Source organism: Krasilnikoviella flava (assembly GCF_900167525.1).
Lineage (GTDB): Bacteria > Actinomycetota > Actinomycetes > Actinomycetales > Cellulomonadaceae > Isoptericola > Isoptericola flavus.
The window spans coordinates 120,826-146,957 of sequence record NZ_FUZQ01000007.1 but is presented as its reverse complement, the minus strand read 5'-3'; the positions used below and the strand labels follow the sequence as shown (position 1 = coordinate 146,957).

Sequence of the window (26,132 nt, the reverse complement as noted above, 5' to 3'; positions counted from 1 at the left end):
TCGGGCGGTCGTCAGGCGATCGTCAGCTCGATCGTCTGCCACCCCGTGGCGCCGTCGGGCGCGGGCGGCGCCTGCGCCTCGACCTGGACGTTCCCGTCCGCGTCGGTCGCGCGCACCGCGACCAGGTGGTCCCCCGGCGTCGCGTCCCACTCCAGGCGCCACTGCCGCCACGTGTCGGGGCCGACGGTCTCGGCGAGCTCGGCCGCGACCCACTCGCCGTCGTCCACCCGGACCTCGACGCCGGAGATCCCGGTGTGCTGCGCCCACGCGACCCCGGCGAGCGTCACCGCCCCGGCCGGCAGATCGTCGCCCGGACGCGGGACGTCGAAGCGCGACGACAGCTTGATCGGGCCGAGGGCCGACCAGCCACGCGGCGTCCAGTAGCCCTGCTCGTCGGCGAACCGCGTGACCTTCAGCTCGGTGACCCACTTCGTCGCCGACACGTACCCGTACAGCCCCGGCACGACCAGGCGCGCCGGGAAGCCGTGCTCGGTCGGCAGCGGCTCGCCGTTCATCCCGATCGCGAGGAGGCACTGCCGGTCGTCCTCCTGCAGCACCTCCAGCGGAGTGCCGGCCGTGAAGCCGTCCGTGCTGCGCGAGAGCACCATGTCCGCGCCGGCCTGGGGCCTCGCGCGCGCCAGCAGCTCGCGCACGGGGTAGCCCAGCCACAGGGCGTTGCCGATCAGGTCGCCGCCCACCTCGTTGGAGACGCACGCCAGCGTGACGTGATGCTCCTCGAGCGGCAGTGCGAGCAGGTCGTCCCAGGTGATCGTGAACGGCTCGTCCACGAGGCCGGTCACGGTGAGCGACCAGTCTCCGGGGTCCACCTGCGGCACGACGAGCGCCGTGTCGATCCGGTAGAACTCCGGATTCGGCGTCACGTACGGCGCGGCGCCGTCGACCCCGAGGTCGGCCCCGGCGGGCACCGGAGGCGCGGTGGTGGCGGGGCTCGGCAGCCGGACCGCCTCGCGCGCCACCCGGACCGCACGCCCGCCGGCCGCGACGGCGCGCGAGACCCCGAGCGCCACCACGGCGCCCGCGGCCGTGAGCCCGGACCACTGCAGGAACCGGCGTCGGTCGACCGCGTACCGCCACTCGGCGCCGGGCCGCTCGTCCTCGGCGAACCAGATCTCGACCCGCCGCAGGAGGACGCTGAGCAGGACGATCGCGACCACGACCCCGACCAGGCTCGGCAGCGCCCAGGCGACGTTCGCCCCGGGACGCCGCGCGGCGAGGACGGCCGCCGCCGCCCCCACGGCGCCCAGCAGGACGGCGCCCCACGGCGGGCGCCGCCGCTCCAGGAGGCCCACGAGCGCGGCCCCGGCGAGCGCGACGACGCCCATCGTCGCCAGCAGCACGGCCTTGTCGGCCGTGCCGAACCACGAGACCGCGAGGTCCTTGAGCCAGCCCGGCACGCCGTCCACGACCGCCCCGCCGGCCGCCAGGACCGGGCTCGACGCCGGGTCGACGAACGCCGCGACCAGCTCCGCGACGGCCAGCCCGGCGCCGGTCGCGACGACGCCCGCGAGCGCCGCCCACCAGCCGTCGCGCGGCCGCGCCCCGGCCGGGACCGCCGACTCGATGTCCCACGGCGACTCGCTGCTCATGACCTCAGCGTCCCACCCTCGCCCCGTCCTCCCCTGCCCGGTGACGAGACCGTAAGAAACGCACGGCGACCTCCGTGGCGGCTCCGCGCAGGTCAACCGTCGCGCGGCGCCCCCGAGGGCTCGGCGCTACCTGAGTCAGGGCTGCCAGGGGCGGGGCGGCCGGGGTCGGGCCAGCCGGCGAGGTGGCCGAGCCACGCGATCGCGAGCCACGACCCCTCCACGACGATCTCCGTCCCAGGGCCGGTGATCGTCGCGGTGCACGGCGTCTCCAGGGTCCAGGGTCCCGGCTCCCCCGGCGCGAGCGCCAACGACCGGAGCGCCAGCGTCGTCCGGTCCAGCTCGACCTCTCCGACGGGCGGCTCCGCGGCCGACGCGGAGGGCTCGACCCAGAGCCGGTCCCGGGTCGCCCACAGGTGCTGGCGACCCGCCCCGGTCGCGGCCGGCCGGCCGGCGGTGCCCCCCACGACAACGCACGGGAGCTCGGGGACCGGCTGCGCGGGGTCCTGCGGCACCCGCGGCGGCTCGGTGCCCAGCGTCGAGAGGTCGCTGGTCGACGCCGTGCCGGACCCGACGGACACCGCGAGGTCGACGGCGGCGCTCAGCAGGCCCGTGGCGGCCTGGATCCCCCCGCGCAGGCTCGGGCGCGGCCGGCGGGGGCGCCGCCACGAGATCACGTCCTGGACCCGGGGCCTCGTCATGGCGTCGAAGGCTAGCGCCCCGTCGACCGTCGTCACGCCTCGACGGCCGCCGGGTCCGGCCGCGGCACGCGCGCGAACACCGACTGACCCAGCCACCGGGGCACCCGGCGCCGCGCGGCCTCGGGCCCCGCGACCTCCACCTCGCCCGAGCGCAGCGCGCCCGCCCACGTCACGTCGCCCCGCCACAGCCGGGTGAGCGTGCGCAGCGGCGTCGTCACGACCGCTGTCGCGTCGTAGCCGGGGTCGTCGTCGCACACCTCGACCTGCCCGTCCCGCACGACGACCCACCAGCGGGACACCCGCGGGGCCACGTCGGTGAGGACGATCGCCAGGACGGTGCGCTCCTGGGGCCACGCGGCGACGTCGATCGTGCGCCGCATGTCCCACAGCAGCAGGTGCGGGTCCAGGTCGGCCGCCCCGAGCCCGCCGACCCAGCGCGTGCCCCACGCGCCGAGCGCCTCGACCACGGGCCGCAGCTCCTCGCCGGCCGGGGTGAGCACGTAGCGCGTGTGCCCCTCGACGCCGACTCGCCGCACGACGCCCGCGCGCTCCAGGGTGCGCAGCCGCTTGGACAGCAGCGTGGGCGACATCTTCGGGTTGCCGCGGCGCAGCTCGTTGAACCGGGTGCTGCCCAGCAGCAGCTCGCGCACGACGAGCAGCGTCCACCGCTCGTCGAGCACCTCCATCGCCTTGGCGACGGGGCAGAACTGGCCGTAGCCCGCCATCCCCCCAGTCAACGCCCGCCGGACGCGGGACCGCCAGTACAGATCCAGGACTTCGCCCGGTCCAGATCCTGCACTGGATCGTGCGGCGTTCCGGGCGCAGCGTGAAGGGGTCGGCACGACACCGTGCCCGGCACCTGTCCGTCGGCTGCGCGTCGGCTGCCCCTCACCGTGGAGCGAAGGAGCCCCTCATGAGCGTCATCGAACCCCGGACCGTCCCTGCCGAGCTGCTCGACACGGTCCGCGCCACACATCGCGCCGTCTGGGAGTCGGGCGACTACCCGGCGGTCGCGGACCAGGTCATCCCGTCGCTGGGGGCCGTCCTCGTGGAGGCCTGCGACGTCGGGCCGGGCGACCGGGTGCTCGACGTCGGCGCCGGCTCGGGCAACGCGTCGATCCCGGCCGCGCTGGCGGGGGCCGACGTCGTCGCGTCCGACCTCTCCGGCGAGCTGCTCGAGGCCGGGCGTCGGCGCGCCGAGGAGCAGGGCGCCGTCCTGCGCTGGGAGCCGGCCGACGCGCACGGGCTGCCGTTCGACGACGGGGCGTTCGACGTCACGATGTCGTGCGTGGGCGTGATGTTCGCGCCGTTCCACCAGCTCGCGGCCGCCGAGCTCGCGCGGGTGACCCGCCCCGGCGGCACGATCGGGAACGTCGCGTGGACGCCGGACGGGTTCATCGGTCAGATGTTCGCGACGCTCAAGCCGTACGCACCCCCGCCCCCGCCGGGGGCGCTCCCGCCGCCGCTGTGGGGCGCCGAGGAGCACGTGCGGGCGCTGCTCGGGGACCGCGTCACCGACGTCCGTGCCGAGGTGCGCGGACTGGTCGTCGACCGGTTCGACGACGGCACCATGTTCCGCGACTTCTTCAAGGCGACCTACGGGCCGACCATCGCGACCTACCGGAGCCTCGGGGACGACGCCGCGCGAGCGGCCGAGCTCGACGAGGCGCTCGCCGCGCTCGGCGACCGGGCCCTGCGCGACGACGGCACGATGGTCTGGGACTACCTGCTGGTGCGCGCGACGCGGGCGTGAGCCCGCGCCCTCACTCCGGGTCGAGGAGGCGGTGACGGACCCGGTCGAGCTCCGTGTCCGCGACGCCGTGCGCACGCAGGTAGCCCGCAGGGTCGACGCCGTCGAGGAAGTCGTCGAGCGCCGCGGCGACGTCGTCGCACCAGGCCGCGAGCGCCTCGGGCTCCCGGTACGCCTCGTCCCACCCCGGCTCGGTCGCGGCACGGTCGTTGTTCGCGCGCACGGCCAGGAGATAGTCGGCGACGATCACCGCTCGCGGCACCTCGACGAGGGTCAGCAGGAGGGCGGTGACCATGCCCGTCCGGTCGCGCCCGCCCGCGCAGTGGTAGACGACGGCGCCCTCGGGAGCGGCGGCGAACGTGTGGAAGACGTCCGTGACGAGGGCGGGCCAGCGCTCCAGCACGGTCGCGTAGTACCGCGGGGTGTCGAGGTGCGGGCCCCAGACGCGCATGAACTCCTCGTCGTCCGGGTCCTCGACGGGGCGGTGGTGCCGCGCCACCGACGTCGGCAGCTCCAGCGGCTCGATCTCGGCCGCGTTGCGCAGGTCGACGACGGTGCCGACGCCGGCGGCGGCCATCGCCGCCAGACCGTCGGGCCCCGCGTGGTCGAGGCGCGACGTCCGGTAGAAGCGGCCGGCGCGGGTCCGCCCGCCGTCGGCGGTGGGCAGACCGCCGAGGTCGCGGGCGTTCGGCAGCCCGCCCCAGCGCACCGCGCGGGGGTCGGCGGGGTCGAGCGTGGAGGTCGGCACGCCGGCGGTCGGGGAGGTCACGCGCGCCAGGCAACCACACGCCCGGCGCCGGGCGTACTAGGCTCGACGCCGGATCACGGGCCCGACTCTGGCCCGTCGGCGCGACCCGGACTGTGGGCCGCGGTTCCACCGGCGCGAGATGGCGCGCCGTCCTGGACCCTGACCGCCCCGCGACATCCCCGACCCGTGATCCTGGAGTACCCGCGTGCCTCGCCGCCTTCGCACCACAGCCGCCCCCATCGTCCTGCTGACCGCCCTGTCCGTCGTCACCCTCGCGGGCTGCGCGCAGGGACCCGACGCCGGTGCGGCCCCGGCTGCCTCGTCCTCCGCGTCCGACGGGGCCGACGGCTCGGGCACCGCCTACCCGCTCACGCTCGACAACTGCGGCACTGAGACGACGGTCGAGGCCGCGCCGCAGCGCGTCGTGACGATCAAGTCGAGCACCACGGAGATGCTGCTCGCGCTCGGCCTCGGCGACCGGATCGTCGGCTCGGCGTTCCTCGACGGCCCCGTGCCGGACTCGCTGGCCGACGCTGCCGCCGACGTGCCGGCCGTCGCCGAGCCGCTGGCCGACCAGGTGCCCGGCGCCGAGGCCGTGCTCGGGCTGGAGCCCGACCTCGTGTACGCGGGGTGGGAGTCCAACCTCACCGCCGACGGCGCGGGCGACCGCGGGACGCTGGCGAAGCTCGGCGTGGCGACCTACGTCTCCCCCGCCGCCTGCAAGGACCCGGAGCACATGCCGGACCCGCTGACCTTCGACGACGTCTTCTCGGAGATCGGCGAGGTGGGCGAGATCTTCGACGCCTCCGACGCGGCCACCGACCTCGTCGCCGACCAGCGCGAGACCTTGGCGTCCGTCACCCCCGACGACCGCGGCCTGGACGCCCTGTGGTACTCCTCCGGCGACGACATCCCGTACGTCGGCGCGGGGATCGGCGCCCCGCAGATGATCATGGACGCCGTCGGGCTGGAGAACGTCGCGGGCGACGTGCACGACACCTGGACGTCGTACGCCTGGGAGGAGGCCATCGCGGCCGACCCCGACGTCATCGTCCTCGTCGACGCCACGTGGAACAGCGCGGAGCAGAAGATCGAGCGCCTCGAGTCCAACCCCGCCACCGCGCGGATGACCGCCGTGCGCGAGGGGCACTACCTCACCGTGCCGTTCCCGGCGTCGGAGGCCGGCGTGCGCAACGTCGACGCCGTCGTCGACCTCGCCGCGCAGCTCGACGGCCTGGAGGGGCTCGACCGATGACCACGGCGGTCAGGAGACGACGGGCTCCGGCGGTCGAGCCTGTCGAGACCGCGGCGACCCCAGGGGCCCGCCGCGGCGCCGCGTGGTGGCTGCCGGTGGCCGCCGTGGTGCTGGTCGCGACCGTCCTCGTGGCGGTGACGATCGGCCCGGCGGACCTGACCGTCGCTGACGTGTGGCGGTCGGTCGCCACGCACCTCGGCCTCGGCGGAGCGCTCGGGCTCGAACCGCTCGGCGCGCTGCCCGACGGCATGGTCTGGGAGCTGCGCCTGCCCCGCGTGCTCACGGCCGCGGCCGTGGGCGCCGGGCTGGCGGTGTGCGGCGTCGTCATGCAGTCCCTCACGCGCAACCCGCTGGCCGACCCCTACCTGCTGGGGCTGTCGTCGGGGGCGTCGCTCGGCGCGGTGCTCGTGCTCGTCGCCGGGCTGACCGTGCTGCTGCCGCTCGCGGCCTTCGGCGGCGCCGTCGCGGCGCTCGCCGCCGCGCTCGGGCTCGCCGGGGCCATCGGCACCATCACGCCGACCCGCACCGTGCTGGCCGGGCTCGCCGTCAGCCAGCTCGCCGCGGCCGCGACGAGCTTCGTCATCTTCTGGTCGGCCACCGGTGACTCCTACCGCGAGATCCTGTCGTGGCTCATGGGGTCCGTCGCCGGCGCGACGTGGACGTCGGTGGCCATCGCGGGCGTGGCGGTCCTCGTGCTCGGCACCCTGCTCGCGTCGACGGGCTCGGTCCTCGACGCCTTCACGTTCGGCGACACGGCCGCCGCGGCGCTCGGCGTCCCCGTGGCCCGCGTGCGGTGGCTGCTGCTGGTGGGCGTCGCGCTGCTCACGGGCGCGCTGGTCTCCCAGAGCGGGGCGATCGGCTTCGTCGGGCTGATCCTGCCCCACGCCGTGCGGATGCTCACCGGGGCGCGTCACCGCCTGCTGCTGCCGCTGTCCGCGCTGTGCGGAGCGTCGTTCCTCGTCTGGGCCGACACCCTCGCCCGCACGGTCTTCGCCCCGCGGGAGGTGCCCGTCGGGATCGTCACCGCCGCGATCGGCGCGCCCGTGTTCGCCCTCCTGCTGTGGCGCGGACGGAGGATCGCATGACGACGGAGACGCGCACCCATGTCCCCGCCCCGAGCGTCGCGGGACCGCCCGACGACGGGCTCGACGCCGCCCGCGTCTCGTGGTCGACGGCCGGCCGCCTGATCCTCGACGGCGTGGACGTGACGGCTCCCGCGGGCGCGGTGAGCGGCCTGCTCGGCCCCAACGGTTCGGGCAAGTCCACGCTGCTGCGCGTGCTCGCCGGGGTGCAGCCGCCGTCGGACGACGGCCGGGACGACGGCGCCCGCGTCGTGTTCGCGGGCGCCGACCTGCTGGCCCTGCCGCGACGCCGGCGCGCGCGCACGCTCGCGTTCGTCGAGCAGGAGGCGTCCACCGACCTGCCGGTGACGGTGCTCGACGCCGTCCTGCTCGGCCGCATCCCGCACCGCTCGCCGCTCGCCGGGGACTCGGCGGACGACCGCGCGGCCGCCCGGCGCGCCCTCGACGCCGTGGACGCGGCGGGCCTCGCGGACCGCGAGGTCACGACTCTCTCCGGTGGCGAGCGGCAGCGCGTGCACATGGCGCGCGCGCTCGCGCAGGAGCCGGCGCTGATCCTGCTCGACGAGCCGACCAACCACCTCGACATCGCCGCCCAGCTCGACGCGCTGCGGATCCTGCGGGCGCTCGCCGACCGCGGCGTCACCGTGCTGGCCGCCCTGCACGACCTTCACCTCGCCGCCCAGCACTGCGACCACGTGGTGCTGCTGTCCGGCGGGCGGGTCGTGGCCGCGGGCGCCGTGGGCGACGTGCTCGTCCCGGACGTCCTCGACCCCGTCTACGGCGTGCGCACGGAGGTGCTCACCCACCCGCGCACGGGTCGGCCGGTGCTGACCTTCAGCCCGCGCTGACCTGCTACCGCCGACCGAGCTCGATGGCCGGGCAGCGGTCCATCACCATGTCGAGGCCGGCGGCGCGCACGCGGGCGGCGGCGTCCTCGTCGATGACGTCGAGCTGGAACCACACCGCCTTGGCGCCGATGGCGATCGCCTGGTCGGCGACGTCGCCCGCGAGCTCGGAGCGGACGAAGACGTCGACGACGTCGACGGGGAACGGGATGTCCCCGAGCGACGCGTAGCCCGGCTCTCCGTGCACGGTCGCGGCGCTCGGGTGCACCGGCACGATCCGCTTGCCGGCGCGCTGCAGGACTCCCGCGACGCCGTGCGCAGCACGTTCCGTGTTGGTCGACAGGCCGACGACCGCCCAGGTGGTGGTCTCGTCGAGGACGCGATCGATGGTGGCCTCGACGTCGGTCGTGCTGTCCTGGGACGTCTCGGTGGCCTCTGGTGTGCCCATGTCTCGTGCAACCGGCACCTCGATCGGCCTGTTCCAGTCGCGCGGGTCCCTGATCCTCATGCGTCCCCCTCGTCGTCCGATCCGTCATCGATCCGTCGTGGACCCGTCATCGATCCGTGGCCAGATCCGTCATCCCACCGCGAGCGCCGCCCCCGCGAGCGCGCACGACGCGGCGCACGCGACCGTGCGCACGTGGTTGAGCCGGGACCAGGGCCGGTCGAACGCCGCCCACCCGCCGGCGTCACGGTGCGCCATGAGCTGGTTGTTCAGCGGCACGTTGCCGACCGCCGTCACGCCGAGCATGCCCACCACCACGACGACGGCGCTCGCCACGACCAGCCACGCGCCGTCGTGGCCGGCGACCAGGCCCACCACGGCGGCCGCCACCGGCACCACCAGGGCCGCCCCGAACAGCGTCATGAAGGGCGGCCGGACCGCGTCCTCGTTGATCGCCGCCATCGCCGCCGCGGCGTCGGCCTGGTCGAGCCGGCGCAGCCCCGCGACGACGAAGGTCGAGAACGCCGCGAACACCCCGCCCGCCAGGCCGGTGACCAGCGCGGTCAGCACGAGGAGCACGTCCCAGAGGTCCATGGGCCCATCCAACCAGCGGGAGCGCCCCCGGCGCAGCAGGATGGACCGCATGCCCGTGCCTCCCGCCGTCGCCAAGGCCACCAAGCGCTTCAACCCCTACGCCCTGAAGGTGAGCTCGCGCGTGCCGCCGTGGGTCACGCTGCACCACGTCGGCCGCAAGAGCGGGCGGGAGTACCACACGCCGGTGGTCGCGTTCGCGGCCCGCGCGCCGATCGACACGCGGGTCGCGCAGCCCGGCGACCCGGTGGAGATCGGGGAGTACCGCGACGTCCTCGTCCTCACTCCCCTGCCCTGGGGGCCGGACGTCGACTGGTGCCGCAACGTGCGCGCCGCGGGCTCGTACCGCCTCACGCGCAAGGGCGTCGACTACCGCGCGGACCAGCTCCGCGTGGTCGACGCCGCCGAGGCGCGCGGCCTGCTCGGCGGGTTCGTCGGGACGGCGTCGGGGCTGGTCGGCATCCAGCAGTTCCTCGTCGGACGGCTCCGCCGCCTCCGGACCGGGGCTTCGGCGTAAGGGTCCCCCCGGGTCGGGCCCACGCGGGCCAGGGTCACTTTCAGGGGCTTCCCGGTGCTGTGACGCCGGTCACCCGCCGTACGTTCGACAGCATGATCGAGGCACAGGGACTGTCCAAGGTCTACGGGAGCACGACCGCCGTCGACGGCGTGACCTTCACGGTGCGCCCCGGCGTCGTCACCGGCTTCCTCGGCCCCAACGGCGCCGGGAAGTCCACCACCATGCGCATGATCATGGGGCTCGACCGCCCCTCCGGGGGATCCGTCACGGTCAACGGCCGCCCGTACGTGCGGCACCGTTCGCCGCTCACCGAGGTGGGCGCGCTGCTCGAGGCGCGGGCGGTGCACCCCGGCCGGACCGCCCGGGCACACTTGCGCGCCCTGGCCGCCACCCACGGGCTGGCGGACCGGCGCGTGGACGAGGTCGTCGAGCTCACCGGCCTCGGGTCGGTGGCCCGCAAGCGCGTGGGAGGGTTCTCGCTCGGCATGGGCCAGCGGCTCGGGATCGCCGTCGCGCTGCTGGGCGACCCGCGCACCCTCGTCCTCGACGAGCCCGTCAACGGCCTCGACCCCGAGGGCGTGCTCTGGGTGCGCCACCTCGCGCGACGGCTCGCCGCCGAGGGCCGCACCGTCTTCCTGTCCAGCCACCTCATGACCGAGATGGCGCTCACCGCCGACCACGTCATCGTCATCGGACGCGGCCGCATCCTTGCGGACGCGCCGGTCCGCGACGTCGTCGAGGCGGTCTCGCGCCGCGCGGTCACCGTGCGCACGCCCGGACCCTCGGTCCTGCGGTCCGCGCTGGAGCACGCGGGGGCGACGATCACCGTCCCCGACCTCGTGCACGACGGGACGCTGGAGGTCACCGGCCTCGACGCCGCGGCGGTCGGCGAGATCGCCCTCACGGCCGGTGTCGCGCTGCACGAGCTGACGCCGGTGGCCTCGACCCTCGAGGACGCCTACCTGGAGCTCACCGCGGACGCCGTCGAGTACCGCACCGACGACCTCGCCGCCGCCGGCTCCATCAGCCCGACCACGACCACGGGAGACCAGCCATGAGCGCGACGACGACCGCGGGCCCGGTCGGGCACCGCGACGACACGACGCCCGACGACGCCCGCGTCACGTTCGGGCACGCGCTGCGCTCGGAGTGGCTCAAGCTGTGGTCCCTGCGCTCCCAGTGGTGGGGCGTCGCGCTGACGGTGCTGCTCATGGCCGGGCTCGCGGTGCTCATGGCGTCGGCACTCGGCGCCGCGGCGGAGTCCCCCGGCATGCAGCAGACGATGGACGCCGACCCGCGCCTGGCAGTTCCGAGCGGCGTCGTCGCGGTGACGTTCGGCTACGGCTTCGCCCAGCTGACCGTGGCGGTGCTGGCCGTGCTGACCATCACCGGCGAGTACTCCTCGGGCACGATCCGCGCGACGTTCGCCGCCGTGCCGCGTCGCCTGCAGGTGCTGTCGGCCAAGCTCCTGGTGGTGGCCGCGACGACGGCGATGCTCGCCGTCGTCGGCCTCGGGGCGGCGTGGCTGGCCACCGCGTCGATGCTGTCCGCGGACGGCCTGGCGCTGGACCCCGGCGACGGCGAGCAGCTGCGGGCCCTCGGCGGCACGGTCGCCTACCTCGTGGCGGTGGCCGCGTTGTCCTTCGGCATCGGCGCGCTGTGGCGCAGCACGGCCGCGGCGATCGCCACCGCGGTCGGCGTGCTGCTGGTGCTGCCGCTCCTGTTGCAGGTGCTCGCGGGGTCCGCCGCCTGGGCGCAGGACGTCTACGCGTACCTCCCCACCGTCGCGGGCGAGCGTGTCATCGCGACCGGACCGACGCCGGACGGCCTGCTCGCGCCGGGCGCCGGGTTCGCGCTGCTGGCCGGCTACGCCGTCGCCGTGCTCGCGGCGGCCGCCGTCACCGCCCGGCGGCGCGACGCCTGACACCCCCGCACGGGCGAGTGACGGGACAATGACGGGCATGGCCACCGTCTCCGGCGACTTCGACCTCACGATGGACGAGCTGCGGGCGGTGGCCCGCTTCGTCGCCGAGAGCGCCGAGGCCGTCCTGCCCACCTTCGAGGCGGCGCGGCCCGAGGATCCGCGGCCTCGGACCGCGCTCGCGGCCGCATGGGAGTTCGTCGGCGGCGAGCGTCGCACGAGGCTGCAGCGCGTCACGGCGCTCGACGCGCACCGGGCGGCACGGGACGCAGGCTCCGAGGCGGCCCGTCTGGCCGCGCGGTCGGCGGGCGACGCCGCGGCCGCCGCCTACCTCCACCCCATGGCACGGGCGACTCAGGTGGGCCACATCCTGCGTGCCCCGGCCAGCGCTGCCCACATCGCCGAGCTCGCCACCGGCGCCCCGGAAGCCGCGGGGCGGTCGATCGAGGCGGCCCGGCACCGAGCCACCCCCGTGGTCGTCGACGTGCTACGCCGCTACCCCCCGCCGCCCCGCGCGAAGAACCGGGTCGCAGAGCTCATGTGCGCCCTGGACGCCGCCCTGCGCGAGCCACGGTGAGGGATCATCCGGGGGACGGCCTGGATCCGTGCTCTCGGGCATGATGGCGGCATGAGCACCACGCTGTGGATCACCGGCGACCCCGACACGGACGCGCTGCTGAGCGACGACATGTTCGCACTCCTCGTGGGCATGCTGCTCGACCAGCAGTACCCGATGGAGCACGCGTTCGCGGGGCCGCGCAAGATCCGCGACCGGCTGGGCAGCATCGACCCGCAGGCGGTGGCGGACGCCGACCCCGACGAGTTCGTCACGCTCGCGACCACTCCTCCGGCGATCCACCGGTACGGGCGGTCGATGGCGGGCCGCGTGCAGGCGCTCGCACACGTGATCGTGGACGACTACGACGGCGACGTCGCGAAGCTCTGGACGACGCCGGGCGCGGAGGGTCCCGCCACGGGCACCGAGGTGCTCGCACGGCTGCGCGCCCTGCCTGGCTTCGGAGAACAGAAGGCCAAGATCTTCCTCGCGCTGTTGGGCAAGCAGCGCGGCGTCGGGCCCGCCGGATGGCAGGAGGCCGCGGGTCATTACGGCGACGAGGGCTCGCGCCGCTCGATCGCCGACGTGACCAGCGCGGAGTCGCTCGCCGAGGTGCGGACCTTCAAGAAGGCGCAGAAGGCCGCGGCGAAGGCGGCGAAGGACTGACGCGCGCCAGATCGCCGGAAGGTGACGCCGGCGCGGCCCGCCGTCGCGCAGATGGCGCCTGACGGACGGCCGGCGACCGCCGTCAGGGCGGGTCTCGCGGCCCCCGGCGGCGGTCGCACGGTGGGGCCGGCTCAGCGGCCGTGGTGCGCGCGCGGGAGCGGGACCTTCCACACCTCCCCGTCGAGCGTGACGACGTAGGCGTGGCGTCCGACGATCTCGAAGGACGTCGGCCGGTCGAGCCCGGTCGCCACGGCTCGCAGGACGCCGTGCCGCCCGGCCTTCATCACCTGGCCGGTGTCGGGGTCGGCGGGCGACCCCTCGGGGTTTCCCGGGGTGAAGTGGCCCTGGGCGAGCGCGTACAGCCCACCTCGGCCCTTCTCGACGTCGACGAGCAGGCGTCCGCCGGAGGCGATCTGGTGGGTGCCGTGCCTCCACGGGGTGAAGGCGACGACCCGGCCGTCGCGCGGCAGGTGCGGCACCGGCCCCGCCTGGGCGACCAGGACGGTCCGGCCGACGGTCTCGAGCCCGGTCGGCACGACGTTGCCGAACGCGCGGACCTGCGCGATCGAGCCGTCCGGCGTCACGTACAGCACCCGGTTGTGATGGCCGTCGGTGACGAGGAACCCCCGGCGGTACGGCTCCATGGCGTACTGCACGCCGGAGGGGACGAAGTAGTCGGTCTTCGGCGGGTGGTCGATCGACCAGGCGCCGATGTCGGCGACAGGCCGTGCCGTGCCGTCGCGGCCGATCCGGTACAGGCCCGAGACCTGCGGGTCCGCGAGCGTCACGAGGACGTACGCGGTGTGGCCGCGGAACGCGACGTCGACGGCGCCGCCGGGAGTCCCGGGCTGCTGCACGGGCAGGCCCGAGACGGAGATCGAGGCGGCGCCGGTGCGGCGGTCGATCCGGGAGACCTCCCCGGACACGGGTTCGGTGACGTAGAGGGCCCCGTCGGGGCCGATGGTGGAGCCGGCCCCGCCGGACAGCCCGGACGTCAGGAGAGACGGGTCGGCGTGGTGGCCGTGGTGATGGTCGTGGTGTGGCGGTGCCGCGGCGGCGGTCGCGACCGTGGTCGCCGCGAGCATCGTGGACAGCAGGACGGCGAGGATGCGTGGGGTACGCATGGACGCTACGCCCGCGGCCCGGCCTCGTCACGGGCCGTTCGCCCCGGCGACCACCCGGCGGCGCGCAACCGCTCCCGCACCCGCTCGTGCGGCACTCCTGCCCGCGAGCCCCGGTGTCCGACGGTCGTGACGGCTGTGAACACCGACGCCAGCAATGCCTCCTCCACGGCGTCCATGACAGCGGCGAACACCGGGTCCAGCGCGTCGTCGGGCACCAGGGGCTCGGCGGGGTCGGCGGTGCTGAGCGCCAGGCCGTAGTCGCCGCTGCCGTGGGCGAAGTCGGAGCCCACGCGGTCCATCGCGATCACCGCGCGCCGCGCCACCCGCTCCAGGCGTCGCGCGTCGAGCGGCGCGTCCGTGGCGACGACGATCATGCAGGAGTTGCCGTCCGGCGCCGGCGCGGGCGGGTACCCCAGCACCTCGGCCGCGGGCAGCAGAACGCCCCGCACGGTGAGGGTGCCGGAGAAGTTCGACTGCACCAGTGCACCCACGGTGCGCGTCACGCCGGCCACCTCGACCAGACGCGACGACGTCCCGATCCCGCCCTTGTAGCCGAGCGCGACCGTGCCCGCCCCGGCCCCGACGCAGCCCTGCTCCACCGGGCCGGGGGTGGCGCCGGCGAGCGCCGCGAGCACGTGCGCCTCGGTGATCGGCCGTGCGCGGATGTCCGAGAGGTACCCGTCGTTCGTCTCCCCCACGACGGGGTTGAGCGTGCGCACGTCCTCGTAGCCGGGCCACCCGAGCACGTGGGTCACGAGCGCGTCGGCCGCGCGGAACGCGGAGAGCGTCGCGGTGAGGAGGACCGGCGTCTCGATCGCGCCGAGCTGCTCGAGCTGCGTCGCGCCCACGAGCTTGCCGTACCCGTTGCCCACGAACAGCCCGCACGGCAGCGTGCGCCGCTGCCCCGGCCCGGCGCCCAGCGCGTCGGGGACGACGGCGGTCACGCCGGTGTGCAGGCGCTCGCCCTCGTGCAACGTGGTGTGGCCGACCCGCACGCCCGTGACGTCGGTGATCGCGTTGGCCGGGCCGGTGGGCAGGCCGCCGACGACGACGCCGAGCTCCCGCGGCCCCGGCCGGGCGCCCGGCCCCTCGGGCCCGCTCATGCCCGCTCCTCCACGGGGACGAGGCGCGTCGGGTGCATGTCGCGCCAGGTCCGGGTGCCGTCCACGAGGTCCCGCACGTGCTCGCGGAACCGCGGGCACGTGGCGATGTCGTGCGCCCGGCACGACAGCGCGTGCTCGGTCATGTGCCGGGAGCGGTCGATCTCCTCCTGACGGCGGTCGAGCTCGGCGAGGTGCGCGGTGAGCACCTCGTGCCGGTCGCGCGCCTCGGCGTCGAGCAGCACCTGGATCTGCTCCAGGCTCATGCCCGCGACCTTGGAGCTGAGGATCGTCGCGACCCGCACGACGTCGTCGGGCCCGTACCGTCGCCGGCCCGCGCCGTCGCGCCCGGGGGCGAGCAGGCCGACGTCCTCCCAGTAGCGCAGCACGTGCGTCTCCAGGCCGAAGCGCTCGGCGAGCTCGCCGACGCTCCACGTCCGCGTGCCCGACGCACCTGCCGCACCTGCCGCGGGCACCGTCGCCTCATCGCTTGACTTCATGTTGACATGAAGTCACAGGCTGGGTCCCGGACGCAACCCCACCCACGAAGGAGCACCCGTGACCAGCGACGCGAACGACCCCACCCTCCACGACGCGATCGTCGTCGGCGCCGGCCCGGCCGGCCTCCAGGCCGCCCTCACCCTGGGCCGCACCCACCGTGACGTCGTCCTGCTCGACTCCGGCAGGTACCGCAACGACCCCACCGACGCGATGCACAACGTGCTCGGCTTCGACGGCACCCCGCCCGCCGAGTTCCGTGCCGTCGCACACCGCACGCTCGCCGCGTACGACACCGTCGAGCTCCGCCGGGCCACCGCGCACGAGGTCGCCCCGCTCGACCCCGCCTCGCCCGCGGCGGGGTTCGTCGTGCGCACGGACGGCGGCGACGTGACCGCCCGGCGCCTGCTGCTCGCCACCGGCGTGCGCGACGAGCTGCCCTCGGTACCGGGCCTCGCCGAGCTGTTCGGCACGGTGGCCGCGCACTGCCCGTACTGCCACGGCCACGAGTTCTCCGGCACCACCGTCGGCGTGCTCGGTTCGGCCCCCCACGTCGCCCGCGTCGCACTGCTCATGGAGCGGATCGCCACCAGACTGGTGGTGCTGACGGACGGCGGCGAGCTCGACCCCGAGGTGCGCGACGTCCTCGCGGACCACGACGTCGACGTGCGCCCCGAGAAGGTCCTGCGCCTCGAGGCCGCGACGTCCCCCGGCGGCCGCGCCGGTGCCCGCGCCGTGCTCGTCGACGGGGACACGCTCGACCTGGGCGGGATCATGGTGGCGCCGACGCTCCACCAGGCGGCGCCGTTCGCCGCCCAGCTCGGCCTGGACCTGCGGGAGTCGGGCTGCGTCGGTGTCGACCCGATGGGCCGCACGAGCCTGGCCGGCGTCTTCGCCGCGGGCGACCTGGCGCACACCGCCGACTTCCCGATGCCCCTGAGCTCCGTGACGGCCGCGATGGCCGCCGGGCAGATGGCGGCCGCTGCCATCGACGGCGACCTCCTCGGGCTCGCGCACTGACGGTCCGCCGAGCTCCGCCGGCTGACGCGACGCGACGATCCCTCGCGCCCGGTCCGGGTCACGACCTCCGACCTCGCCCGGCGCCATCACGCACCTCACCCACGACGACCTCTGGCGCAACCGGACACTGGCCGACCTCGCAGCGACGTCGCACCTCGGCCCCGCCGACTAGGCTCGCGCGCATGACCTCCGCGCACCTCCTGCCGCTCGGCCCCGCCCCGCGCCCCACGACCGGCGCCGACCTCGCCGCACGCCTGCGCGAGCTCGCCGCGCGGGCGGCCGGACCCGGCGTCGCCGGGCTGGACCGAGCCCGGATCGCCGCCGACCTGGACGGCACCGACGTCGCCTCGCTCGAGGTCGACCTCACGGGCGTGGCGTTCGGCGCGCAGCAGAAGGCCCCCGGGGCCGTCTGGTCCCCCGCGTCGGTGGCCGCCCGCGCGGAGGGCACCGTGCGGCGCCTGCGCGTCGACGCCCACCCGCTGACCGCCGTCGACCTGCCCGTGGACGTCACCGCCGAGGCCGAGGGCCTGCGGTTCGCCTGGGTGGAGGGCTCGGACGGTCAGGTCGGTTTCGAGGCCGTCGAGCCCGACGACGCGCACCCGGTGATCGGTGACGCCCGCGTCGCGGTGTCCCGCGCCGGCCTCGTCGCGACCGTGCACGGGCTGCTCGCCGTGTCGCTGCAGTCGCAGGGCATCACGCTCAGCGACCTCGACGTGCAGGTCGACCAGCACGGTCCCCGCGCGGCGGGCCTGCGGATCGAGGCGAAGATCCGCAAGGGCTTCCTCTCCGCGGGCGTGTCCGCGACGGCGTCCGCGTCGGTCGACGCCGCGATGGTGCTCACCGTCGGCGACGTGCACATCTCCAGCGGCAACCCGCTGGTCGCCGCGATGCTCGGCGCCGTCCGTGGGCGCGTGGAGGCGGCGGCGCACCGCCGGGTCGACCTGGCGGCCGCCCTGCCGCCCGGCGTGCGGCTCGTCGACGTGCGCCTGGACGTCGGCGAGGAGCTGGTGGTCAGCGCGCGCCTCGGCTGACCGGGGTCGCCGACGGGCGGGCACGGGCCCTGGCTCGTCGACGCCGACGACGCCGTCCGGGCCACCCCTGTCGGTGGGCCGTGGCACATTCGTCGGGTGCCCGACCGCCCCGACGTCCCGCCCGCACTCGTGGAGCGACTCCGTGGCCTGCTCCGGTTCCCGGAGTGTCACGAGGAGGACGCCTGGACCGGCGTCAGGTGGCGGGTGCGCAAGGCCACGGTGGCGCACGTCTTCGGCGGTGAGGACCAGCTCTTCCGCGTCACCTTCCGCGCCGAGCCGCAGGAGGTGCGGGCGTTCGAGCACCTCGGCCACCCGTACTTCCGGGCGGGCTGGGGCGTCGACGCCGTCGGCGTCGTGCTGGACGGCGGCACCGACTGGGACGAGATGGCCGAGCTGCTCACCGACTCCTACTGCATCCAGGCGCCGCGACAGCTGGCCGATGCCGTCGACCGCCCCGAGCCCGCGGGCTGACGCCGGTCAGAGCGTGACCGACGTCCCGACCAGCACCAGCTCGGACGTGTGCGACCCGGCCACCCCGACGTCGGCGGGGCGCTCGACGAACCCGGGCAGTCCCTCCAGCCCGCCGCCCGCGGCGACGACGCGCAGGTCCAGCGGCTCCCCGGCCGCGACGGTGAGCTCCACCTCGAACCCGTCGGTGCCCGGGGCGTAGAAGCGGGTGTCGAGCGCGCCGCCGTCGACCGGGACCGCCCGGCCCGCCACGGTCGCGCTCCGGACCCCGGCGGCGTTCAGCTGCACGTACCGCAGGGCACCGGCCGTGCCGATCGGCTCGCCCTCGCCCGGGGTCACGCGCACCGTGAGGACACGCGCGTCCCCGGCGGGCTCGGCGTCCAGGACGTCGACCACGGGGGCGGGCAGGTCCGCCGCCTCGGCGTCGCCCGCGTACACCTCCCCGTCGAACATCGGGAACCGCTCGGACATGTCGGTCTCCGTGTCCGCGTACCGCGCCGTCCAGTCGCTGGGGGTGGTCTCGTCGGACACCCAGTGCGCCGTGCCGGTGTCGGCGTCCAACGCGTACGCGAGGCGGGTGGGCTCCGGGTGCTCGGCGTCGAACGGGTCCGTGACGAAGCCGACAACCAGCGCCACGACCCCCACCGCGGCGCACCCGCCCACCAGCCCGAGCGCGGGCCGCCGCCCCCGCGGCCACAGCACGGCGAGGACCGGAGTGAGCGCCAGGCCCAGCAGCGCTGCCACGACGGCGGGCGCCGCGCCCGTCGCCAGGCCGAGCGCCGGGAAGAACAGGAGCACGATCGGCACGAGGACGAGGACGCCCACGGCCGCGCCCAGGGTCACGACCACCCGGCGCCCGACCACCCGGCGCGCCGCCGTCAGCGCGATCAGGCCGGCCACGGCGCCCGCGAGGGCCGGCAGCGCAGCGAGGTACGAGCCCCCGGGGGTGAGGGCGGCGAGCACCACGCCGAGGACGGCGAGCCAGCCGAGCGCCCCGACCGCGAGCGCGGGCCCGCCGAGCGACCGGCGCAGGCCGACGAACCACGCGGTGAGCACGGTGGCGACGATGCCGAGCAGGGCGACGCGGAAGCCCCAGGGCCGCCACGGGTCGAGCATCTCGCCGTAGCCGGGCCGCACCAGGCCCATGACCCACCAGAGCGCGATCGAGCCCGCGACGGCGCCGACGAGCGGGACGAGGGCGGACGCGAACCCGACCGCGAGGCGGCCGGCGGTCGTGCGCTCGCCGCCCGCCTCGCCGCGCCGGACGAGGAGGACGGCCAGGGCGCCCACCGCGAGCACGGCGGCGACGGCGAGCGGCCACACGAGCCACCCGGGGTAGCGCGCGAGCACGCCGCCCGGCAGCGGGAAGTAGGTGGCGTCGTCCGCGGACGGTGTCGCCAGTGCGGCGGCGTCGCCGTCACCCAGCTCCTGCGCGAGGGCGAGCATGTTCGAGCCGTGGTGCTGCAGGCTCGCCAGGGACATCCGCTCGGGGGTGTCCTGCGGTGCGTGGTAGGTGGCCGACCCGTCGATGTACGCGGAGTTGAGGCCGGTGAAGCGGCCCTCGGGGTCGTCGAGGAACGGGGAGAAGTCCGTGTCGTTCGGCAGGATCCGGTACACCTCGACGGCGAGCGAGCTACCCACGGGATACGGCACGTGCGCGTACGCGTCGACGAGGGCGGCGTTGCCGTCGGAGGTCTCGAACATGATCGCCGGGCCCGACGAGCCGCGAGCCTCGACGTTGACCACCACGCCCCCGTCGGCGGCGCGCGGGTCGGCGTGCGCGAACGCCTCGGCCCCGCACAGGCAGGCCTCCTCGGCGTCGGTGAAGACCAGCACGACGTCGTTGCGCAGGGGCTCGCCGGCACCGAGCGCACGGGCGGTCTCCAGCAGCGTCGCGACGCCGGCGCCGTCGTCGTTGGCGCCGTGCGACACCTCGGCCGAGTCGTAGTGCGCGACGAGGAACACCGGCCCGGTGGAGTCGGTGCCGGGGAGGGTCGCGACGACGTTCTTCGTGGCCGCGACCCGGCTCTGGTCCCCGAGCCGCCCGGACATGCCGACGCCGTCGGTCACCTCCGGGTCGAGCCCGAGCTCCTCGAGGTCCGCCACGATCGTGTCGCGCACCGCGGCGGCCGCGGCGGTGCCGTGCGGGTGCACCTCGGTGCCGATCGCCTCGACCGTCGCGAACGCGCGCTCGGCGCTGAACTCGTCCGCGGCGGCGCCGGCGCCGCGCGGGGACGGCGGCAGCACCGACCACACCGCGAGGGCGGCGAGGACGAGCAGGAACAGGGAGCACGCGAGCGACGTCGCCCGCGACCGGGTCTGGGTCACGCGCGCACGCTAGCGGCGCCCGCGCGTCGTGGCCCAATCGTGACCCGCGTGCCGGGCGCCCGAGCCCGACGACGCGGGACGCCGGTACGGGCGTGGTTGGATCGCCCCGTGCGCGCGATGACGTTCGACCGGTTCGGCGGGCACGTCGCGGTCCGCGACGTGCCCGCCCCCGCAGCCCCGCCCGGCGGCGTCGTCGTGCGCGTCCACGCGAGCGGGCTGTGCCTCAGCGACTGGCACGCCTGGGCGGGCCACGACACCGACATCACCTCGCTCCCCCACGTCCCCGGCCATGAGCTGGCGGGCGTCGTGGCCGCCGTCGGCGAGGGCGTCGAGTGCTGGCGGGAGGGCGACCGCGTCACCTCGCCGTTCGTGTGCGGGTGCGGGCGGTGCGCGTGGTGCCGCTCCGGGCAGGCGCAGGTCTGCCCCGACCAGACCCAGCCGGGGTTCACGCACGCCGGGTCGTTCGCGGAGCTCGTCGTGCTGCACGCCGCCGACACCAACCTCGTCGCCCTGCCGGACGACGTGGACGACGCCACCGCCGCGAGCCTCGGGTGCCGCTTCGCCACGGCCTACCGCGCGGTGGCGGGCCGCGCCCGCGTGCGCCGGGACGAGTGGGTGGTCGTGGTCGGCGCGGGCGGGGTGGGCCTCAGCGCCGTCATGGTCGCCGCGGCGCTCGGCGCCCGCGTCGTCGCCGTCGACCGGCACGACGGCGCGCTCGACGCCGCGCGCCGGGCCGGCGCCGCGCACACGGTCCGCGCCGACGAGGGGGTCGACGTGCCCGCCGCGGTGCAGGACCTCACCGGCGGCTGTCACGTGAGCGTCGACGCGGTCGGCAGCGAGCGCACCTGCGCCGACGCGGTCCAGAGCCTCCGCCGCCGCGGGCGGCACGTGCAGGTCGGTCTGCTCCCGCCGGTCGGCGGCCACCCCCGCGTCCCCATGTCCCGCGTGATCGGCTGGGAGCTGGACGTGCTCGGCAGCCACGGGATGGCAGCTGCCGACTACCCGGAGATGCTGGCCCGCGTCGCCGACGGCACCCTGCGTCCGGCCGACCTCGTCGACCGGGTCGTCGGGCTCGCCGAGGGCGCGCGCCTGCTGCCGGGGCTGGCCGACACCCCGCGCGCAGGGATGGTCGTCGTCGACCCGCGGCGCTGATCTCCCGCCACCGACTCCTCGCCGACGTCGCGGAGATCACCCTGCCCGCCCCCGCCCGGGCGTGGCCCCGGCGCGCGAGCGCGGTTATGCTGGCCGACGGCCTGAGCAGCAGCGGCGACCGCCGCGGACGACGAGGGAGGTGCGCGCACATGACCCGTAGCGAGCCTCCCAGTAGTCCGAGCCGCGACTGACGGCTCCCCGCCCGGCCTTCGCCGGGCGGCCGTGGCGCACCGGTGCGCCACCGATCTCCGAGCACCCCTGACGATCCCGGGTGCCTCCCAGCCGCAGTCGCGGGACCGACGACCGTCCCTCGTCCCTGCACGCCCAGATGCACGCTCGGAGTCCGCCATGTCCGTCACCTCCACCCGCGCCGTCACCAGCTCCCGCACGGTCCGCACCCGCCCCCTGCTCGGCGCGCTGCGCCCCCGCCGCGGCACGCCCGCGAGCGGCGCCGGCGGGCGCCTCGGCAGCGCCCGCACCGACACCGACCGCCGCGACCTGCCCGGCCGGACGTCCATCGTCGAGTCCGCCCTGTACGACGCCGACGGGCGCCGGGTGGCGGGCTTCACCCGTCTCGCCGACACGTTCCGCGAGCTGCGCGCCCACCCGGGCGGGATGGCGTGGATCGGGCTCGAGCGTCCCGACGAGACCGAGCTGGCCTCGCTCGCCCGTGAGTTCGACCTGCACCCGCTCGCCGTCGAGGACGCGATCGTCGCGCACCAGCGGCCCAAGATCGAGCGCTACGGCGAGACGCTGTTCGTCGTGCTGCACGCCGCCAGGTACCTGGACCAAGCGGAGGAGGTGGAGTTCTCCGAGCTGCACGTCTTCGTCGGCCCGGACTTCGTCGTCACGGTGCGGCACGGAGCGTGCCCCGACCTGGCCGCGGTGCGCACCCACCTCGAGGCGCACCCCGCCATGCTGGCCCGCGGCCCCGAGTCGGTGCTCTACGCGATCGTCGACCGCGTGGTCGACGACTACGCCCCCGTCGTGACAGGGCTCGACGGCGACATCGACGAGATCGAGTCCGAGGTGTTCGGCGGCGACGCGGCGGTCTCGCGGCGCATCTACGAGCTCTCCCGCGAGGTCGTCGAGTTCCAGCGGGCCGTGCGCCCCCTGCAGCGCGTCTGCGGCTCGCTGGCCAAGGGTGCTGAGAAGTACGGCGTCACCGAGGAGATGCAGGCGTACCTGCGCGACGTCGCCGACCACCTCACCGAGGTCGCCGACCGTGTCGAGTCGTTCCGCGCCGCACTGCGCGACATCCTCACCGTGAACGCCACGCTCGTGGCCCAGCGCCAGAACGAGGAGATGACCCACCTCACCGAGGTGAGCATCCGTCAGGGCGAGGAGGTCAAGAAGATCTCCGGCTGGGCGGCCATCCTCTTCGCCCCGACGCTGGTGGGCACCGTCTACGGGATGAACTTCGACGACATGCCCGAGCTGCACTGGGCGTGGGGCTACCCGGCGGCCCTCGTGGCCATGCTCAGCGTGAGCGTGGCGCTGTTCGCCGTGTTCCGCTGGAAGCGCTGGATCTGAGCACGGGCGCGCCCTCGCCGGTCACGGTCGCTAGGGTCGCGGGGTGACCTCGACCCCGGCGACCGGCCCCGGCACCCCGACCACCGACCACGGCGGCCTCAACCCCGCCACCCGCACCCTGCTGTCCCTCGGGGCCGCAGTCCTGGTCCTCGCCGGGATGTACTGGGCGTCGGACGTCCTGGCCCCCGTGTTCCTCGCCGCGGTGATCGTCATCATCTGCCACCCCGTGCGCCACCCGCTGGAGGCCCGGGGGTGGCCGCGCTGGGCCGCGACGACCGCCGTGATCGTGGTCGCCTATCTCATCCTGGCGGCACTGCTCGCGATGCTGGTGTTCGCCGGCTTCCAGTTCGCCGGCCTGGTGCGCGAGTACCTCGGCCAGCTCCAGCAGTCGGTCGCCGAGATCGCGGCACAGCTGTCCGCCCTGGGCCTGGACGCCCAGATCGCCGACGCCGCGACGTCGTTCGTGGAGCCGTCGCGCATGCTCGCCGTGGCGGGGAGCGTGAGCAGCATCGTCTTGGCGGTCGCGACCGCGCTCTTCTTCGTCCTCGCGTACGCGATCTTCATGGCCGCCGACGCCGCCCGGTACGCCACCGCGTCCCGCGTGTTCGGCGCGACGCACTCCGCCCAGATCGCGCGCGCCACCCGGTTCAGCTCGGGCGTGCGGCGGTACTTCGTCGTCAACGCCTCGTTCGGCGCCGTCGTCGCGATCGTCGACGGCTTCGCGCTGGCCCTGCTCGGCGTGCCCGCGCCCGTCGTGTGGGCGATCCTCGCGTTCGTCACCAACTTCATCCCGAACATCGGCTTCGTGCTGGGCCTCATCCCGCCGGTCATCATGGCGTTCGTCGTGGGCGGCTGGCCGCTGGCCCTCGCGGTCGGGGCGGTCTACTGCGTGGTGAACGTGGTGCTGCAGGTGCTGGTGCAGCCGAAGTTCGTGTCGGACGCGGTGAGCCTGAGCCTCACGCTGAGCTTCGTGTCGGTGGTCTTCTGGACCTTCGTCATCGGCCCGCTCGGCGCCATCCTCGCGATCCCGCTGACCCTGCTGGTGCGGGCTCTCGTGCTCGAGGGCGACCCCCGCACCGTCTGGCTGCGGTGGCTCTCCGGCGACGACGTCACGCCCGAGGACGAGCTCCCCGCCGCGGCAACCACCGGCGCGGTCACCACCGAGCAGGCCACCACCGGGCAGGCCACGCCGACCGTCGTGGCGACGGCGCCGGACCACGCGCCCTCGCACCCCGCCGTCGACCGGGTCCGTACCGCCCTGGACGCCGAGGGTGCCGACGGGGAGATCCGCTGGCTCGACGACCACGCGACCACGGCCGCGCGCGCTGCCGAGGCCCTCGGCGTCCCGGTCGGCGCGATCGCGAACTCCCTCGTCTTCACGCTCGACGACGCGCCGGTGCTCGTCCTGACCAGCGGCGCGCACCGCGTCGACACCGACTACCTCGGCTCGCGCCTCGGCGGCCGGCTCGCGCGGGCGAGCAAGGAGACGGTGCGCGACGCCACGGGCCAGGTGATCGGCGGCGTCGCGCCCGTGGGCCACCCCGCCCCGGTGCGCACGCTCGTCGACGTCGACCTGCGCGGCCACGACGTCGTGTGGGCCGCCGCCGGCCACGCGAAGACCGTCTTCCCGACCTCGTACGACGAGCTGGTGCGGATCACGGGCGGCACGCCGACCCCGGTCGTGCCGCCCGCGGAATGATCCCCGTGCGGTCGCTCGGCGGTCAGTAGCCCAGCGCGTCCAGCGCGGCGTCGGCCATCGCGCTCTCGCCGCGCGCGTTCGGATGCACGGGCACGACGTTCGTGCCGAACAGCAGCGGCTCCACCCAGCGCTCGCCGGCCGGGGCGCACGCGTCGCGGCCCTCGCTGCGCTCCGCGAGGTCGACGAACGTCGCGCCCGCCTCCTCGGCCGCCCGCTCGATGACGCCGTTGAGCGTGGCCTGCAGGTCGCGCAGGTAGGGCACGTCGCCGGCGGCGACGGGCAGCTTGGCGAAGCAGCCCTTCTCGGCGGGCACGATCCAGGGGTAGCCGAGGATCGCGACCCGGGCGTGCGGGGCCCGGGCCCGGATGTCCTCGAGCGCCTGCCGGACGGCCGGGTAGGTGGACTCCTCGACCTGGCTCGTGAACCGGTCGCCGTAGGTGCGCTCGCACGGGTTGCCGCGGCCCGCCGTGAGGGCGCCGGCAGAGCCGCACGCCAGCAGCGCCCCGATGAAGGTGCCGTTGTCGTTGCCCCCGATCGTCAGGGTCACGAGGTCGGTGTCGTCGGTGACGGCGTCGAGCTGCGGCGCGACGCCGGGGTACTGGGCCGTCGCGAGGTCCGACGTCTGCGCCGCGCCGCAGGTGACGTCGACGAGGTCCACGCCGAGGCGGTCCGCGACGAAGTGCGGGTAGTTGAGCGTGGTGCGCAGGCAGGCGAGCGGGGCGTCGGGATCGGGCGGCAGGATGCCGGACCCGGCGGAGTAGGAGTCGCCGAGCGCGACGTACCGGTCGGGCGCGGGTGCCGCTCCGGCGGGCGCGGCGGCCGTGACGAGACCCGCGGCGGTGACGACGACGGCGGAGGCCGCGGCGAGGGCGGCCCTGGCGGTGCGGTGAGTGCGACGTGCATGGTGCATGAGACAGCTCCCTGGTGTGTCCGCGGGCGTTCGTCGTTGAACGCCGAGACCGAGTATCACGACGTGCGACGCCGTCTACCACGCGACGCGCCGAGGATCCTTGCCCCTGGCACCGGCCCGGCCACGGCCCGCGACCGTGGTTAGCGTGGAAGCGAGCGGCAGCTGCCGCCCGACACGGGCCGATCTCCGGCGAAGGAGCACCACGATGGCTCACGGCGACATCACGCACATCGACATCCCCGTCACGGACAAGGAGCGGGCCACGGGCTTCTACTCCGGCCTGTTCGGCTGGCAGATCGCGGAGCCGCCGGGGTTCGAGGGCTACCCGATGTGGCGGGCACCCAACGAGATCAGCGGCGGCGGGCTCGCGCCCCGGGACGACGGGTTCGACCAGCCCCGCAGCTACGTCGAGGTCGACTCCATCGACGACACGCTCGCGAAGGTGAGCGGGCTGGGCGGCACGGTGATCAGGGAGAAGTCGGAGATCAGCCCGACCAGCTGGTGGGCCGCGGTGCAGGATCCGGACGGCAACAGGATCGGGCTCTACGAGGGCACGACCGACGCCGGCTGAGACCGTCCCGAGCGAAC

27 protein-coding genes and 1 pseudogene are annotated in these 26,132 nt (G+C 75.5%); 17 read left to right on the top strand and 11 right to left on the bottom strand.

The annotated features are described in order from the left end of the window. Positions 1–11 precede the first annotated feature (11 nt). The 3 genes from B5Y66_RS18800 to B5Y66_RS18790 form a co-directional block, all read right to left on the bottom strand. Positions 12–1,607: a molybdopterin-dependent oxidoreductase gene (locus tag B5Y66_RS18800; protein WP_079576136.1), complete on the bottom strand. Its 1,596-nt coding sequence runs from the start codon at positions 1,605–1,607 to the stop codon at positions 12–14. 92 nt (positions 1,608–1,699) lie between these two features. Next, positions 1,700–2,305: a hypothetical protein gene (locus B5Y66_RS18795; protein WP_139820986.1), complete on the bottom strand. Its 606-nt coding sequence runs from the start codon at positions 2,303–2,305 to the stop codon at positions 1,700–1,702. A gap of 32 nt (positions 2,306–2,337) precedes the next feature. Further along, complete coding sequence (locus B5Y66_RS18790; RefSeq protein ID WP_079576134.1) at positions 2,338–3,030, bottom strand: winged helix-turn-helix transcriptional regulator; 693 nt, start codon at positions 3,028–3,030, stop codon at positions 2,338–2,340. Positions 3,031–3,218: 188 nt separating this feature from the next. Here B5Y66_RS18790 and B5Y66_RS18785 point away from each other — a divergent pair, with 188 nt between their 5' ends. Continuing rightward, positions 3,219–4,058: a class I SAM-dependent methyltransferase gene (locus tag B5Y66_RS18785; RefSeq protein WP_079576133.1), complete on the top strand. Its 840-nt coding sequence runs from the start codon at positions 3,219–3,221 to the stop codon at positions 4,056–4,058. A gap of 10 nt (positions 4,059–4,068) precedes the next feature. Here B5Y66_RS18785 and B5Y66_RS18780 read toward each other — a convergent pair whose 3' ends face one another. Beyond that, positions 4,069–4,824, bottom strand: a complete 756-nt coding sequence (locus tag B5Y66_RS18780) for a tyrosine-protein phosphatase (RefSeq protein ID WP_176168926.1) — start codon at positions 4,822–4,824, stop codon at positions 4,069–4,071. Positions 4,825–5,008: 184 nt separating this feature from the next. Between B5Y66_RS18780 and B5Y66_RS18775 the strand changes: the two genes are divergently transcribed. From B5Y66_RS18775 to B5Y66_RS18765, 3 genes are read left to right on the top strand one after another with little or no spacing between them, the layout of a single operon-like run. Further along, positions 5,009–6,058 carry a putative F420-0 ABC transporter substrate-binding protein gene (locus tag B5Y66_RS18775; protein WP_079576131.1) on the top strand — a complete coding sequence of 350 codons (1,050 nt, stop codon included), beginning with the start codon at positions 5,009–5,011 and terminating at the stop codon, positions 6,056–6,058. Further along, on the top strand, positions 6,055–7,143 hold the full coding sequence (locus B5Y66_RS18770; RefSeq protein ID WP_079576130.1) for a putative F420-0 ABC transporter permease subunit: 1,089 nt from the start codon (positions 6,055–6,057) through the stop codon (positions 7,141–7,143). The genes B5Y66_RS18775 and B5Y66_RS18770 overlap by 4 nt, the downstream gene beginning before the upstream one ends. After that, positions 7,140–7,988, top strand: a complete 849-nt coding sequence (locus B5Y66_RS18765; protein ID WP_079576129.1) for an ATP-binding cassette domain-containing protein — start codon at positions 7,140–7,142, stop codon at positions 7,986–7,988. The genes B5Y66_RS18770 and B5Y66_RS18765 overlap by 4 nt, the downstream gene beginning before the upstream one ends. A gap of 4 nt (positions 7,989–7,992) precedes the next feature. Here B5Y66_RS18765 and B5Y66_RS18760 read toward each other — a convergent pair whose 3' ends face one another. Then, entirely contained in the window at positions 7,993–8,433 is a 441-nt protein-coding gene (locus B5Y66_RS18760) for a CoA-binding protein (protein WP_079576128.1), read from the bottom strand. 129 nt (positions 8,434–8,562) lie between these two features. Beyond that, on the bottom strand, positions 8,563–9,024 hold the full coding sequence (locus B5Y66_RS18755) for an anthrone oxygenase family protein (RefSeq protein ID WP_139820985.1): 462 nt from the start codon (positions 9,022–9,024) through the stop codon (positions 8,563–8,565). A gap of 49 nt (positions 9,025–9,073) precedes the next feature. Between B5Y66_RS18755 and B5Y66_RS18750 the strand changes: the two genes are divergently transcribed. The 5 genes from B5Y66_RS18750 to B5Y66_RS18730 all read left to right on the top strand — a co-directional run bounded on the left by B5Y66_RS18750 (position 9,074) and on the right by B5Y66_RS18730 (position 12,681). Then, positions 9,074–9,538 carry a PNPOx family protein gene (locus B5Y66_RS18750; RefSeq protein ID WP_079576126.1) on the top strand — a complete coding sequence of 155 codons (465 nt, stop codon included), beginning with the start codon at positions 9,074–9,076 and terminating at the stop codon, positions 9,536–9,538. Between the two features lie 92 nt (positions 9,539–9,630). Continuing rightward, the gene (locus B5Y66_RS18745; RefSeq protein ID WP_079576125.1) at positions 9,631–10,596 is read left to right on the top strand and encodes an ABC transporter ATP-binding protein; all 966 of its coding nucleotides are present in this window, start codon (positions 9,631–9,633) and stop codon (positions 10,594–10,596) included. Further along, complete coding sequence (locus B5Y66_RS18740) at positions 10,593–11,462, top strand: ABC transporter permease (RefSeq protein WP_079576124.1); 870 nt, start codon at positions 10,593–10,595, stop codon at positions 11,460–11,462. Before B5Y66_RS18745 ends, B5Y66_RS18740 begins: the two co-directional genes overlap by 4 nt. Positions 11,463–11,499: 37 nt before the next feature. Then, a complete protein-coding gene (locus B5Y66_RS18735) occupies positions 11,500–12,036 on the top strand; it encodes a putative immunity protein (protein WP_079576123.1) in 537 nt (178 codons plus the stop codon). Positions 12,037–12,087: 51 nt separating this feature from the next. Then, positions 12,088–12,681 carry an HhH-GPD-type base excision DNA repair protein gene (locus B5Y66_RS18730; RefSeq protein ID WP_079576122.1) on the top strand — a complete coding sequence of 198 codons (594 nt, stop codon included), beginning with the start codon at positions 12,088–12,090 and terminating at the stop codon, positions 12,679–12,681. 131 nt (positions 12,682–12,812) lie between these two features. Here the strand turns inward: B5Y66_RS18730 and B5Y66_RS18725 are convergent, their stop codons facing one another. Genes B5Y66_RS18725 through B5Y66_RS18715 form a run of 3 tightly spaced genes read right to left on the bottom strand, consistent with a single transcriptional unit; the run spans position 12,813 to position 15,405 of the window. Then, positions 12,813–13,805, bottom strand: a complete 993-nt coding sequence (locus B5Y66_RS18725; RefSeq protein ID WP_079576121.1) for a hypothetical protein — start codon at positions 13,803–13,805, stop codon at positions 12,813–12,815. A 5-nt stretch (positions 13,806–13,810) separates the two neighbouring features. Then, positions 13,811–14,908 carry a P1 family peptidase gene (locus B5Y66_RS18720; protein ID WP_079576120.1) on the bottom strand — a complete coding sequence of 366 codons (1,098 nt, stop codon included), beginning with the start codon at positions 14,906–14,908 and terminating at the stop codon, positions 13,811–13,813. Next, positions 14,905–15,405, bottom strand: coding sequence for a MerR family transcriptional regulator (locus tag B5Y66_RS18715; protein ID WP_079576119.1), 501 nt, complete (start codon positions 15,403–15,405; stop codon positions 14,905–14,907). Before B5Y66_RS18715 ends, B5Y66_RS18720 begins: the two co-directional genes overlap by 4 nt. Before the next feature lie 58 nt (positions 15,406–15,463). On the opposite strand from B5Y66_RS18715, the gene B5Y66_RS18710 reads away from it, so the two are divergent. From B5Y66_RS18710 to B5Y66_RS18700, 3 genes are all read left to right on the top strand, one after another. Next, the gene (locus tag B5Y66_RS18710; RefSeq protein ID WP_079576118.1) at positions 15,464–16,423 is read left to right on the top strand and encodes an NAD(P)/FAD-dependent oxidoreductase; all 960 of its coding nucleotides are present in this window, start codon (positions 15,464–15,466) and stop codon (positions 16,421–16,423) included. Between the two features lie 182 nt (positions 16,424–16,605). Beyond that, positions 16,606–17,454: a hypothetical protein gene (locus B5Y66_RS18705; RefSeq protein ID WP_079576117.1), complete on the top strand. Its 849-nt coding sequence runs from the start codon at positions 16,606–16,608 to the stop codon at positions 17,452–17,454. Between the two features lie 96 nt (positions 17,455–17,550). Beyond that, complete coding sequence (locus tag B5Y66_RS18700; protein ID WP_079576116.1) at positions 17,551–17,925, top strand: MmcQ/YjbR family DNA-binding protein; 375 nt, start codon at positions 17,551–17,553, stop codon at positions 17,923–17,925. Positions 17,926–17,931: 6 nt separating this feature from the next. Here the strand turns inward: B5Y66_RS18700 and B5Y66_RS18695 are convergent, their stop codons facing one another. Next, the gene (locus tag B5Y66_RS18695; RefSeq protein WP_079576115.1) at positions 17,932–20,250 is read right to left on the bottom strand and encodes a M28 family peptidase; all 2,319 of its coding nucleotides are present in this window, start codon (positions 20,248–20,250) and stop codon (positions 17,932–17,934) included. A 108-nt stretch (positions 20,251–20,358) separates the two neighbouring features. Between B5Y66_RS18695 and B5Y66_RS18690 the strand changes: the two genes are divergently transcribed. From B5Y66_RS18690 to B5Y66_RS18675, 4 genes and pseudogenes are all read left to right on the top strand, one after another. Further along, positions 20,359–21,402 (top strand): zinc-binding dehydrogenase, encoded by a 1,044-nt coding sequence (locus tag B5Y66_RS18690; protein WP_407656410.1) that lies wholly within the window; start codon positions 20,359–20,361, stop codon positions 21,400–21,402. 348 nt (positions 21,403–21,750) lie between these two features. Continuing rightward, positions 21,751–22,935, top strand: a complete 1,185-nt coding sequence (gene corA / locus B5Y66_RS18685; protein WP_079576114.1) for a magnesium/cobalt transporter CorA — start codon at positions 21,751–21,753, stop codon at positions 22,933–22,935. 43 nt (positions 22,936–22,978) lie between these two features. Beyond that, positions 22,979–23,980: pseudogene (locus B5Y66_RS18680) on the top strand (AI-2E family transporter); the annotation flags it as partial. Between the two features lie 153 nt (positions 23,981–24,133). Beyond that, the gene (locus B5Y66_RS18675; protein ID WP_079576335.1) at positions 24,134–24,634 is read left to right on the top strand and encodes a YbaK/EbsC family protein; all 501 of its coding nucleotides are present in this window, start codon (positions 24,134–24,136) and stop codon (positions 24,632–24,634) included. A 22-nt stretch (positions 24,635–24,656) separates the two neighbouring features. On the opposite strand, the gene B5Y66_RS18670 is transcribed toward B5Y66_RS18675, so the two are convergent. Next, a complete protein-coding gene (locus B5Y66_RS18670; RefSeq protein ID WP_079576113.1) occupies positions 24,657–25,544 on the bottom strand; it encodes an SGNH/GDSL hydrolase family protein in 888 nt (295 codons plus the stop codon). Positions 25,545–25,749: 205 nt separating this feature from the next. Between B5Y66_RS18670 and B5Y66_RS18665 the strand changes: the two genes are divergently transcribed. Further along, positions 25,750–26,115 carry a VOC family protein gene (locus B5Y66_RS18665; RefSeq protein WP_079576112.1) on the top strand — a complete coding sequence of 122 codons (366 nt, stop codon included), beginning with the start codon at positions 25,750–25,752 and terminating at the stop codon, positions 26,113–26,115. Positions 26,116–26,132 lie beyond the last annotated feature (17 nt).